This is a genomic window from Hymenobacter sp. UYAg731 (assembly GCF_054061335.1).
Genome location: NZ_JBSSEC010000006.1, coordinates 138,753 through 151,019, shown reverse-complemented (window position 1 = coordinate 151,019; position 12,267 = coordinate 138,753). Strand labels below are relative to the sequence as shown.

12 protein-coding genes are annotated in these 12,267 nt (G+C 60.5%); 7 read left to right on the top strand and 5 right to left on the bottom strand.

The window, feature by feature from the left end:
- Nucleotides 1-26: 26 nt before the first annotated feature.
- Nucleotides 27-2,021, top strand: a complete 1,995-nt coding sequence (locus tag ACVWYF_RS18695) for a pectate lyase family protein (RefSeq protein ID WP_457070843.1) — start codon at nt 27-29, stop codon at nt 2,019-2,021.
- A gap of 104 nt (nt 2,022-2,125) precedes the next feature.
- Here the strand turns inward: ACVWYF_RS18695 and prmC are convergent, their stop codons facing one another.
- Complete coding sequence (gene prmC, locus ACVWYF_RS18690) at nt 2,126-2,983, bottom strand: peptide chain release factor N(5)-glutamine methyltransferase (RefSeq protein ID WP_457070840.1); 858 nt, start codon at nt 2,981-2,983, stop codon at nt 2,126-2,128.
- Between the two features lie 55 nt (nt 2,984-3,038).
- Here prmC and ribD point away from each other — a divergent pair, with 55 nt between their 5' ends.
- From ribD to ACVWYF_RS18670, 4 genes are all read left to right on the top strand, one after another.
- Nucleotides 3,039-4,073, top strand: a complete 1,035-nt coding sequence (ribD, locus tag ACVWYF_RS18685; RefSeq protein WP_457070837.1) for a bifunctional diaminohydroxyphosphoribosylaminopyrimidine deaminase/5-amino-6-(5-phosphoribosylamino)uracil reductase RibD — start codon at nt 3,039-3,041, stop codon at nt 4,071-4,073.
- Between the two features lie 96 nt (nt 4,074-4,169).
- Nucleotides 4,170-4,652 carry a GAF domain-containing protein gene (locus tag ACVWYF_RS18680; RefSeq protein ID WP_457070834.1) on the top strand — a complete coding sequence of 161 codons (483 nt, stop codon included), beginning with the start codon at nt 4,170-4,172 and terminating at the stop codon, nt 4,650-4,652.
- 50 nt (nt 4,653-4,702) lie between these two features.
- Nucleotides 4,703-4,981, top strand: a complete 279-nt coding sequence (locus ACVWYF_RS18675; RefSeq protein ID WP_457070831.1) for a GxxExxY protein — start codon at nt 4,703-4,705, stop codon at nt 4,979-4,981.
- Nucleotides 4,944-5,069 (top strand): GxxExxY protein, encoded by a 126-nt coding sequence (locus tag ACVWYF_RS18670; protein WP_457070828.1) that lies wholly within the window; start codon nt 4,944-4,946, stop codon nt 5,067-5,069. Before ACVWYF_RS18675 ends, ACVWYF_RS18670 begins: the two co-directional genes overlap by 38 nt.
- A 131-nt stretch (nt 5,070-5,200) precedes the next feature.
- On the opposite strand, the gene ACVWYF_RS18665 is transcribed toward ACVWYF_RS18670, so the two are convergent.
- The 4 genes from ACVWYF_RS18665 to ACVWYF_RS18650 all read right to left on the bottom strand — a co-directional run bounded on the left by ACVWYF_RS18665 (nt 5,201) and on the right by ACVWYF_RS18650 (nt 9,645).
- Nucleotides 5,201-5,863 carry a phosphatidylserine decarboxylase family protein gene (locus tag ACVWYF_RS18665; RefSeq protein WP_457070825.1) on the bottom strand — a complete coding sequence of 221 codons (663 nt, stop codon included), beginning with the start codon at nt 5,861-5,863 and terminating at the stop codon, nt 5,201-5,203.
- A 238-nt stretch (nt 5,864-6,101) separates the two neighbouring features.
- Complete coding sequence (locus tag ACVWYF_RS18660; protein WP_457070823.1) at nt 6,102-7,391, bottom strand: Glu/Leu/Phe/Val family dehydrogenase; 1,290 nt, start codon at nt 7,389-7,391, stop codon at nt 6,102-6,104.
- Between the two features lie 168 nt (nt 7,392-7,559).
- Nucleotides 7,560-8,519 carry a phosphatidate cytidylyltransferase gene (locus ACVWYF_RS18655; RefSeq protein ID WP_457070821.1) on the bottom strand — a complete coding sequence of 320 codons (960 nt, stop codon included), beginning with the start codon at nt 8,517-8,519 and terminating at the stop codon, nt 7,560-7,562.
- Between the two features lie 154 nt (nt 8,520-8,673).
- Nucleotides 8,674-9,645, bottom strand: coding sequence for a CPBP family intramembrane glutamic endopeptidase (locus ACVWYF_RS18650; protein WP_457070819.1), 972 nt, complete (start codon nt 9,643-9,645; stop codon nt 8,674-8,676).
- 231 nt (nt 9,646-9,876) lie between these two features.
- Between ACVWYF_RS18650 and dusB the strand changes: the two genes are divergently transcribed.
- Complete coding sequence (gene dusB, locus ACVWYF_RS18645; RefSeq protein WP_457070817.1) at nt 9,877-10,869, top strand: tRNA dihydrouridine synthase DusB; 993 nt, start codon at nt 9,877-9,879, stop codon at nt 10,867-10,869.
- Nucleotides 10,870-11,027: 158 nt separating this feature from the next.
- Entirely contained in the window at nt 11,028-12,233 is a 1,206-nt protein-coding gene (locus ACVWYF_RS18640; RefSeq protein ID WP_457070815.1) for an ATP-binding protein, read from the top strand.
- Nucleotides 12,234-12,267 lie beyond the last annotated feature (34 nt).

Below are 12,267 nucleotides of genomic sequence, written 5' to 3'. Positions count from 1 at the left end.
TTCCCAAACCCACCCACTTTCCACCCATGAAACAACGCTTACTCTCCATTATGCTGCTGGCCCTGGCCAGCTCCTTCTCTGCCTTCGCCCAAACGGCGGGAGCCACCTTTGGCGTGTTCGGCTACGCGGCCATGACCACGGGCACCACCGGCGGCGCGGGCGGCACCAGCGTCACGGTGAGCACCGGCACGGCCCTGCAAGCCGCCATCAGAAACAAGGGAGCGCAGCCACTCACCATCTACATCAACGGCACCATCACGCTGTCCAACTCGCCCACCCTCACCAAGATTGACGTGAAAGACGTGAGCGACCTGTCCATCATCGGCTTCGACCGGCTGGGCGAGTTCGTCGGCATCGGCCTGAAGGTGTTCCGGGCCAACAACATCATCCTGCAAAACCTGAAAGTGCATAACGTCCTGGCCTCTACCGGCGATGGCGACTGCATCGGCATTGAAGGCCCGGCCAACCACATCTGGGTCGACCACTGCGAGATGTACAACGTGTACCAGGGCGTGGGCACCGACGACTACGACGGCCTGCTCGATGCCAAGGCCGACTGCCAGTACATCACCTATTCCTGGAATTACCTGCACGACGGCTGGAAGGCCAGCCTCTGCGGCTTCACCGAAACCGACAATTTCGACCGCAAAATCACCTACCACCACAACCGCTTCGAGAACATCAACTCGCGCCTGCCGCTGTTCCGCTTCGGCACCGGCCACGTCTTCAACAACTACTACAAAGACATTGCCTCCACCTGCGTGAACTCGCGCATGGGGGCCTGCCTCAAAATCGAAAACAACTACTATGAAAACGCCCGCAACCCTTACGTGGCCGCTTATAGCCCGATGGATGGCTACGGCGACATTGTAGGCAACACCCTTGTCAACAGCCCCTTCGTGTATGCCTCCGACGTGCATTTGCTCACGGCCTGCACCGCCGTGGTGCCCTACGTGTACACCAGCGTACTGAATACGGCCGCCGACGTGCCGGCCATCGTGGTAGCCAATGCGGGCATCGGCAAAGTGGGTCCCACGCTGGCAGCGGGCACGTATTCGGTCACAGCCTCGGCGCTGGGCCAGGGCACCGTGACGCCGGCCAGCGGCATCTACAACCTGGGCCAGAGCGTGACGCTCACGGCCACGCCCGGCATCGGCTGGCAGTTTGCCGGTTGGAGCGGCGACAGCACCACGACCACCAACCCGCTTACCTTCCGGGTGCATGGCAGCAAGGCCCTGCGCGCCACCTTCACGCTCATTCCCGGCACCGGCGCGCCCGGCCCGCTCATCCGCATCGAGGACACCAACACGCCCGCCACCGGCCTGTGCAACTTCGACGGCGTGGTGAGCAACAACACCGGGGCCGATAACGGCTCAGTCATCAACCTGACCAACTCGTCGGGCCGAGCCATTGTCTGGAAAGTGGAAGTGACGCCCGCTGGCGCTTACGAGTTGAAATGGCGCTATTCCAACAGCAGCGCCAGCTCGGGCTTCACCGGCCAGCTCAGCATCAACGGCGTGGTGGTGAACCCGGTCGCGCCCTTCCCGCGCACGGCCAGCAGCACCACCTTCGGCTTCGCCACCCAAAACGTAACGCTGAACAACGGTGTGAACGAAATTCGCCTCGAAACCACCGCCGTCGCTTCTTTTGCCGACATTGATTGGCTGGAAATCACCGGCAACCGCATCGTGCCCACCAACTGCGCCAATGCCATTGGCAGTGTGCAGGTGCTGGCCACCAAAGCCAGCGCGGGAGCCGCCGCCCCCCAGGTTTCGGCCTACCCCAACCCCACGGCCGGGGCCACCATCTTCGAGGTGACGCTGCCTACCGCCAGCCCCGTTCGCATTGCCCTGTTCAGCCTCACCGGCGCGAAAGTGGCCGACGTACCGGTAGGCTCCGCCACGCTGGGCGCGGGCACTCATCAGATTAACTACCAGACTGCCAAGCTGCCCGCTGGCGTCTACATCTACGTGGTGAGCACCAATGGCGGCACCTACCGCGCCAAGCTGATGGTGGAATAATCGTCCGCCTGTCACCCGGAGCAAAGCGAAGGACCTCATTACGTTGGCGCAAGTCGTGCTAATGTGATGAGGTCCTTCGCTTTGCTCCGGGTGACAGGTGAGCCTTACCGGCGGGTACCGCGCACCACCCGCGCCTTGCCGAACATATCGGGAAGCACGCGCACATCCTCAAAATCTACCGGCGTGAGCAGGGCCGCCGTTTCAGCACCCAGTGCTTCGTTGATTTCCAGATAAATAGCACCGCCAGCGCGTAGCAGCGCCCAGCCCACTTCGGCCAGCCGGCGGTAGAACAGCAGCGGGTCGGCATTGGGCACGAACAGCGCAGTGGCGGGTTCCCAGGCCAGCACGTTATCGCGCATTGCGGGCCGCTCGCTTTCGCGCACGTAGGGCGGGTTGCTTACTAATATATCCAGCGAGCCGGGGGCAATTTCCTTGGGTAAGCCATTCAGGATATCAACCTGCTCAAACGCCACCTGCGGCGCAAAGCGGGCCGCATTGCGCCGGGCCACGACCAGGGCTTCGGTCGAAATATCCACGGCCAGCACCTCGGCGGCGGGCAGCAGGCGGGCCAGCGCCAGGGCCAGACAGCCTGAGCCCGTACCCACGTCGAGCACGCGCAGGCCCGCCCGGCCCGCCTGCTCCTGCCTGATGAGATGCACCAGTTCCTCAGTTTCGGGGCGCGGGATGAGGGTAGCGGGCGTCACTTCCAGGTCCATATCGGCGAAGTAGGCGGTACCCAGCACGTATTGCACCGGCTCGTGGACCAGCAGCCGGGCCAGCAGCGGCTCCAGCGCAGCTTCCGCGCCGGGCGCAACGGGCTGCTGGGCTTCCATCAGGCGGGCTAGGGCATCCATTTGCAGTAGGTGCTCTGCCACCAACGCCGCAATGGCCTGGGCTTCGGACTGGGGGTAGATAGCTTGCAGCGCCGTGGCGACCGAGGCAGTAAATTGGCGAACGTTCATTGCGCCAAAGGTAGCGCCGCGCCCCAGCGGCGGCCCGGCGCTTACCTTCGCGCCCATGGAAAACGATGATGCCCTGTTCATGCGCCGCGCCCTCGATTTGGCGCTGCTCGGCACCGGCTACGCCCGGCCCAACCCCTTGGTCGGCTGCGTGGTAACGCACGAAGGCCGCATCATCGGCGAGGGCTGGCATAAGCAACACGGCGGCCCCCACGCCGAAGTAAACGCCCTGGCTGCGGTAGAAAACCAGGACTTGCTGAAGAAAAGCCGCGTCTACGTCACGCTGGAGCCCTGCGCCCACCACGGCAAAACGCCGCCCTGCGCCGATTTGCTCATTGCCAAAGGCGTGCCCGAGGTGGTGATTTGCAACGAGGACCCATTTCCGCTGGTGGCCGGGCGCGGCATCGAGAAGCTCCGCGCCGCCGGTGTGCGCGTCGAAACCGGCCTGCTGGCCGAAGAAGGCCGCTGGCTGAACCGACGTTTTTTCACTTTTCACGAAAAAAAGCGCCCTTACCTGGTGCTAAAATGGGCCGAAACAGCCGATGGCTTCCTGGCCGGCCGCTACTTTCAGCAGGTGCAAATCAGCGGGCCGCAGGCGGGGCTGCTCACGCACAAGTGGCGCACCGAGGAACAGGGCATTCTGGTGGGCACGCGCACGGCCCTGCACGACAACCCCCGCCTGAGCGCCCGCGACTGGCCCGGAGCCCAGCCCACGCGCCTCGTCATCGACAAAAACCTGAGCCTGCCGCCCACCCACCACCTGCTCGACGGCTCGCAGCCCACCTTCATCTACACCTACCGCCAGCCCCGCCACACCACCAACCTCGACCACGTCATGCTGAATGAAGCCGACGACCTCCTGCCCCAGGTCATGGCCGACCTCTACCAACGTCAGGTGCAATCGGTATTGGTCGAAGGCGGCCCCACGGTGCTCAATGCGCTGATAAACGCCGGGATGTGGGACGAAATCCGCGTATTCCGCTCGCCCATGAAGCTTGGCCAGGGCATTGCTGCCCCACGCCTGGGCCACAGCGGCCTGCGCACCGTCGAAAACGTTGGGGCCGATGAGTTGTTTTGGTACGTAAATCAGTAGCGCGGTCCTACCCAGCGGTACTTATCGTCCGCGAATGCGTCTTTAAAATACGACAATCCAAAAATCCACTCGCGGACTAAAAGTCTGCGCTACATCATGGCCGAAACCCTCACCCTCGACACCACGCTCACTAAAGCCGAGCAATACCGGCAGCTGCTGCCCCAAATCGAAGCCCTCACCACCGGCGAGCCCGACCTCGTCGCCAACCTGGCCAATACGGCCGCCGCGCTGCGGCAGGCGTTCGGCTTTTTCTGGGTCGGTTTTTATCTCGTGAAAGGCGAAGAGCTGGTGCTCGGGCCGTTCCAGGGCCCTATTGCCTGCACGCGCATCCGCCAGGGCAAGGGCGTGTGCGGGGCCAGCTGGGCGCGCGCCGAAACCCTCCTCGTGCCCGACGTAGAAGCCTTCCCCGGCCACATTGCCTGCAGCTCCGATTCGAAATCCGAAATCGTGGTGCCCATCCTCAAAAACGGCCTGGTCGTGGCCGTACTCGATGTCGATAGCGACCAACTCAATGACTTCGACCACGACGACCAGACCGCGCTGGAGCAACTGATGCAGCTGGCCGCTACCTGGTTCTGAACCGCAGATTTTAACGGATTTGACGGATAAGAACGGATTTTTATTGCGCGATGGAGAGGACGTTAATAAATCTGGAGGATTACCAAGAATTAACGGGTCGGATTATCGGCTGTGCGATGCAAGTGCATCGCATAATAGGCACGGGTTTTCAGGAAGCTATTTATCAGCGGGCGCTGGCCATCGAGTTGGAGCAGTGCGGTATCGTCGCGCAACGCGAGCTGGAAATGCCGATTCATTATCGGCAGAAAGAAATCGGCTCACGGCGCGTTGATTTCCTGTGTCAACGACACGGTGTTGGTGGAATTGAAAGCGCTGAGTGCATTAAATGAAACCCACCACGCTCAAATCATCAACTACCTCGAAACCTACCGATTACCCATCGGCTTACTCATCAACTGCGGCGGCCCGTCATTATAATTTAAACGCTTCGTCAAAACGCGCCCCGTATATTAAAACCAAAACGCAGACCCTCCCGCAAGTACGAACACAAAAAAAGAACGGACTCATTAGAATCCGTTCTTATCCGTTAAATCTGCATAATCTGCGGTTCAGACCTTCAGCTGGCAAATCACCGTTTCGCCGCCTTTCACCTTCTGGCCGAGCTCCACTTTCACCTCCGTGTCCATCGGCACGAATACATCGACGCGCGAGCCGAACTTGATGAAGCCGAACTCTTCGCCCTGGCTCACTTCGTCGCCCTCGTTCACATACCACACAATGCGGCGGGCCATGGCCCCGGCAATCTGCCGGAAGAGCACCAGCGGGCCGGCATCGGACTCCACCACCACGGTGGTGCGCTCATTCTGGGTGCTGCTTTTGGGGTGCCAGGCCACCAAGTAGTTGCCGGGGTGATACTTGAAGTACTTCACCAGGCCCGAAATGGGGTTGCGCGTGACATGCACGTTGATGGGCGACATGAAAATACTGATTTGCTTGCGCTCATCCTCAAAATACTCGGGCTCAAACACGTTTTCAATCACTACCACCTTGCCGTCGGCGGGGGCCAGCAGCAGGTCCTCATGGGTGAACAGGTGCCGGAACGGGCTCCGAAAGAACTGGAGAATTAGCAAAAAGATAATGACCGTGGCCCCGGCGAAGAGCCGGTTCACGAGGTCAGCCCCCTTATTGAATTGAAATACAAGTAGGTTGAGTGCCAACAAAATCAGCAGCGTAACGAACAGAATGCGTCTTCCTTCTTTATGAATCTTCATGAACCGCAGATTTAACGGATTTTAACGGATGAAACGGATGATTGTGGGTCCGTATAGCATCTGCGTAAGTGAACTGTTTCAGTAGTGCCAGTAAAGGTCGGCAGGAAAAGTAAAAAGGCACGAACCCGGTGGCTCATGCCTTTTTCCAGTAAATACGTTAGGATTTCAAAAACGACTGACGAAAAGCAAAACCACGGCAATCCGTTTCATCCGTTAAAATCCGTTGAATCGGTGGTCCTTAGAAGCCGCCGCGGAACTTGTAGGTTTGGGCCACTTTGTCGATGCTCACGACGTAGGCCGCGATGCGCATCGGGATTTTATATTTCTGGCTGGTCTGGTACACCTTCTCGAAGGCGTCCGACATGATGCGGTCGGCGCGCTCGGTCACCATTTCTTCGGTCCACTTGAAGCCCTGGCGGTTCTGCACCCACTCGAAGTACGACACCGTGACGCCGCCCGAGTTGGCCAGGATATCCGGCACCACCATGATGCCTTTTTCGTTGATAATCGGGTCGGCCGAGGCCGAGGTGGGGCCGTTGGCACCTTCCACGATGAGCTTGGCCTTGATGTCGCGGGCGTTGTGCTCGGTGATGACGTCTTCCACGGCGGCAGGCACCAGCACGTCCACATCGGCGGTCAGCAGGTCGTCGGCGTTGTCCATCAGCGCGGCACCGGTGTAGCCGTCGAGGCGGCCGTTGTGGGCATTCTTGTAGGCAATGGCTTCGTCGATGTTGATGCCATCGGCGTTCCAGTAAGCCCCCGATACGTCGCTCACCGCCTTGATTTTCACGCCTTTCTCACAGAGCAGCTTGGCAGCCCAGGAGCCCACGTTGCCGAAGCCCTGCACGGCGGCCGATACTTCGGTCGGCTTCAGGCCCAGCTTGGCGAGGGCGGCCAGCGTGGATACCATCACGCCGCGGCCAGTGGCCTCGGTGCGGCCCAGCGAGCCGCCCATTACCAGCGGCTTGCCGGTTACTACGGCGGGCGAGGTTGCGCCCACGGTTTTGGAGAATTCGTCCATCAGCCAGGCCATTTCGCGAGGGCCGGTGCCCATATCGGGGGCCGGAATATCGCGGTCGGGGCCGAATACGTCTTTCAGGGCCAGCGTGTAGGCGCGGGTGAGGCGCTCCAGCTCGCCGGCGCTCATGGTGGTGGGCTCGCAGATGATGCCGCCCTTGGCCCCGCCGTAGGGAATGTCCACCACGGCGCATTTCCAGGTCATCCAGGCCGCGAGGGCCTTCACCTCGTCGAGGTGAACGTGCTTGTCGTAGCGGATGCCCCCTTTCGAGGGGCCGAGGATGGTGTTGTGAATCACGCGGTAGCCTTCGAACACGCGCAGCTTGCCATCGTCCATCGTCACGGGCAGGTTCACGATGACCTGCTTATCGGGCGCTTTGAGAACGTTGTATGTTTCATCGTCGAGGCCGAGGATTTCGGCCGCAATGTTGAAACGCGACATCATGGATTCGAGCGGATTTTCGCGGTCCATTATCGGAGCCGGCTCCTTGTACACAGTGTGGGCTGCCATTCGGGATGGGGATTTAGGGGTGTGGGTTGGGTGGGAAGTTGGGTACGGTTTCGCGCCGCAAAGGTATTGCTTTTGGCAGGAAGCAGCGGGCAAGTGCCCCAAAGGTTTGGGGAAACACTAACCATCTGTCATTGCGAATGAAGCGTAGCGCAACGCGGCAATGAGCCCCTACCCCACCAGCAGCTGTAGCAGCGCCAGTACCGGCAGCACCAGCAGAAACGCATCGAACCTATCGAGCAGGCCGCCGTGGCCGGGCATGATGCTGCCCGAGTCCTTCACCCCCACGCTGCGCTTGAGCATGGACTCGGCCAAGTCGCCGAGGGGCGCGAACACGGCCACCACGCCCGCCGCCACGAGGCGGTGCAGCAGCGGCATATCGGGCAGCATGTAGCCGATGGCCCAGCCCACCACCAGCGTCAGCAAGAAGCCACCGGCCCAGCCTTCCCAGGTTTTGCCGGGCGAGATTTTGGGGGCCAGCTTGTGCTTGCCAATGGCCCGGCCCACGGCGTACGCGCCGATATCGGATGCCCAGATGAGGAAGAGCAGGGCGAAAACGCGGCGGGGGAGAAAACCGTTGTTGCGGACAAACGGCAACGCATTTAGCATAGCCATTGGCAGGCTTACATACAGCAAACCCAAAAGGGTAAGTCCCACATTCGTGAACGGTTGCTTTTGTTGCGGCCACTCCCGCATCTCACGCACAATTAAAACTATTGGCAATAGAAACAGTGTGGCAATAGCTATTGGAGAAACAACTGCTTGTATTTGCTCAAACAAGGGAGCCCACTTACTCGACGCGAATTCGCCTTTTACCCCATTAATGTACATTCCATTACTAAAGCAAATTACCCATATTGCTACAAATAGGATGGTACCCGCCCCCACCCCAATCCACGTAGCCGGCGCGTACCCGCCCGCCCGCATCATGCGGTAAAACTCCCAGAGCATGATGGCCTGCACGGCGGCGAAGAACAGCCCAAACGTCCAGGGGCTGAACCAGACGCTGCCCAGCAGCAGCGCGGCCCCGATGACGCCCCAGATGACGCGCAGACGCAGGTTGCTGGGGCCGGCTTTTTCAGCAGGAGCTTCGATAGTAACAGGGATAATCGGAGGCGTAGCGTCGGGCAAAGTGGGAAGTGAATTAATGTGGGAATCTGGCGAGGTAGAGACGCAATATTTTGCGTCTCGTCGTTGCTGATGTTGTTTAATTGTTTGTGCGAACGGCGCGGTTACGAAGGTTCAACGCAAGTCGTTCAACGACGAGACGCAAAATATTGCGTCTCTACACTATTCGCTTTACCCCCTCGCTGCTGAGGGTGAGCATGGCGGTGGGCGCGGCCGGGGCCGTGAAGTGCCGGTGCAGGGCATAGAGCAAGCCGACCGAGAGCAGGGCCGACGGAATCACCAGCAGCCAAGGCAGGGCATCGGTGGAGTCGGGGTCGAAGCCCCAGCCGAATTGGCCGCGCTGAGCCAGGTAGAGGATGACGAGCTGGAAGGCATTCTGGGTGAAGTGCGCGGCCATGCTCACCAGGATATTGCCGCTCCAGAGGTACAGATACCCCAGCACCAGCCCCAGCACGAAGCGCGGCACAAACCCAAAAAATTGGAAGTGAATGGCCGAAAAAATGGCCGCCCCCAGCCACACGCCCACATGCGGCGAAAACCAGCGCACCAGGTTCTTCTGAATCACGCCCCGAAACACCAGCTCCTCGGCCACGGCCGGCACCAGCCCAATCACCAGCACGCCCACCCAAAACCGCGCGGGCGAGTTGAAATTCGTCAGGAACCTGGTGAGGACGGCAGCGCGGTCCTCGCTGGCCCGCGCCCACACCTCAAACCCGTGCAGCGCGGCCGGGAAATGCGCCTCCGCGTTCCAGGCAATGATGGTGGACATGAACGGCAGCGTGACGATAATCAGCACCGCCACAACCAACAGCCACCACGCCGCCCCCAGCCGGCGCGGACTGAAATATTCGGCCCAGCCGTAGCCCAGCGCCGAGGCCAGCCCCAGCGCCCCGCCCGCGCCCGCCACAAACAGCAGCACTCCCTGCATCATCATCAACAGGCTCCAGCCTTGCGGGGAGGCCGCCGGGGCCTGCGCCACCTGCTGGATTTCAAGCACCGACAAGCCGAAGCCCCACTGCGCCCAGGCAAACACGATGGCGTAGCCCACGCAGCCCCCCGCCACCAGCATAGCCAGTAGCACCAATATCTGAAGGCCAGGGTGCAGGGTGCGGGGTAGGAAACCTTTCATAGCGGGGCGCAAGTTGGGAAGGGCGTAAATTTACCGCAGTTTTTAACTTAGGCGTAATTGAACGAAGGTAAAGGAACGTCATGCAGAGCGCAGCGAAGCATCTTGCCCGCAGGAAGTAATCCAATCGAAAGGATTTACTATCGAGGCAAAGATGCTGCGCTGCGCTCTGCATGACGGTCACGCGCTACCGTTCTGGCTCTACCAACGCCTTCTTATAACCCCAGTATTCCCGTGGTCAACATAGGTCCCAACATCCAGCTTCCCGATTTCCCGCTTCTGCTAGCGCCCATGGAGGACGTGAGCGACCCACCCTTCCGCGCCGTGTGCAAGGCCCACGGGGCCGACCTCATGTACACCGAATTCATCTCCTCGGAGGGCCTGATTCGGGCGGCTGCCAAGAGCCGTAAGAAGCTGGATATCTTTGATTATGAGCGGCCCATCGGCATTCAGCTGTTCGGTTCCGACGTGGAGACGATGGGCGAGTGCGCGGCCATCAGCACCGAGGCCGGGCCCGATTTGATTGACATCAACTACGGCTGCCCGGTGAAGCAGGTGGCCTGCCGGGGCGCGGGTGCGGCTCTGCTCCAGGACATCCCCAAGATGGTGGCCATGACGGCCTCGGTGGTGAAGCACACCCACCTGCCCGTGACCGTGAAAACCCGCCTGGGCTGGGACGAAGGCACCAAAAACGTGGAAGAAGTGGCCGAGCGCCTGCAAGACGTAGGCATTGCCGCCCTCACCGTACACGGCCGCACCCGCGCCCAGCTCTACAAGGGCGAGGCCGACTGGCGGCTCATCGCCAAAATCAAGGACAACCCGCGCATCAAAATTCCGATTTTTGGCAACGGCGACATTACCTCCCCCGAAAAAGCCCTCGAATACAAAACCCGCTACGGCGTGGACGGCGTGATGATTGGCCGGGCCAGCATCGGCTACCCCTGGATTTTCCGGGAGGTGAAGCACTACGTGGCCACCGGCCAGCTCCTGGCCCCGCCCACGCTGGAAGAGCGGGTGGCCGCCTGCCAGATGCACTTCGACCGCAGCATTGAGTGGAAGGGGCCGAAGGTGGGCGTGTTTGAGATGCGCCGGCACTACGCGCAGTATTTCCGGGGCCTGGAAGGGGCCAAAGCCTGGCGCACCAGCCTGGTGAATGCCGAAACCCCCGCCGACGTACTGGAGATTTTGCAGGAAATTGCCAGCAGCAACGCCGTGCTGGTGGGGTAATTTGACGTTCCTGAAGAACGTTATCAGAACGTCATGCTGAGCGCAGCCGAAGCATCTCGCGTGTGGTAGTAATCCAATCGACAGGATTAGTTGCGCGGTAGAGATGCTTCGGCTGCGCTCAGCATGACGTTCTTTTTTGGATTCCTAAGTAATTGTTAATGCCTCCGATTTACGACCAAAAAACCCGCATCAAAATTCTGATAGCCGTGCTGGCCCTGCTCATCGGGGCGGCCACGGTCATCTACACTAATTGGCTGGTGCAGCGCGTGTCGGCCCGGGAGCAGCAGCAGATTCAGCTGTACGCCAAGGCGCTGGAATACATCATCAATTCCGAAACCGAAACCAACACCTTTGTTTTCAACGAAATAATCAGCAACAACACCACCATTCCGGTCATTCTCAGCAGCGACGGGAAGGACATCACCAACGCCAAAAACATCACCATGCCGGCCCACCTCTCGCCGGCCGATTCGGTGACGCTGCTCGACAGTGAGCTGCTGCTGATGCGAAAGCAGCACCCGCCCATCATCGTAAAATTTGGGGCGGGGCAGGTGAACTACATTTTCTACCGCGACTCGGAGCTGCTGCGGCAACTGCGCACCTACCCGCTGGTGCAGTTGGTGGTGATTGGCTGCCTGGCCGTCATCGCGTATTTCGCGTTCAGCTCATCGCGCCGGGCCGAGCAAAACCGCGTGTGGGTGGGCCTGGCCAAGGAAACGGCCCACCAACTGGGCACGCCCCTCAGCAGCCTGGTAGGCTGGCAGAACTACCTGCGCGACTCCGACCGCTTCAAAGACGAGCCCATCGTGGAGGAGCTGGGCAAGGACATCCGGCGCTTGGAAATCATCACGGAGCGCTTCTCCAACATCGGCTCAGTGCCGGTACTGAAGGACGAAAATCTGTACCAGACCACCCGCAACGCCATCGAGTACCTGCAAAGCCGGGTGTCGAAAAAGGTAATCTTCAAGATTGAATCGGACCTGCCGATGGACACGCCGGCCCGTATCAACGTGCCGCTGTTCGACTGGGTCATCGAAAACATTTGCAAAAACGCCGTGGATGCCATGGAAGGGCGCGGCTCCATCACGCTGCACCTGCGCCGCGTGCGTACCCGCCGCAGTTGGTACCGGCGCGGTGCCCCGCCCCGCCAGGTGGCCATCGACATTACCGACACGGGCAAGGGCATTCCCAAAAACAAGCTCGAAAGCGTGTTTATGCCCGGTTTCACGACCAAAAAGCGCGGCTGGGGCTTGGGTCTGGCCCTTGCCAAGCGCATCATCGAGAACTACCACGAGGGCAAGCTTTTCGTGAAATGGAGCGAGCCGGGGCGCGGCACCACCTTCCGCGTGGTACTGAATCAGTAGTACCGTGGACTCTGCGAGTCCGCGCGTTTGAACG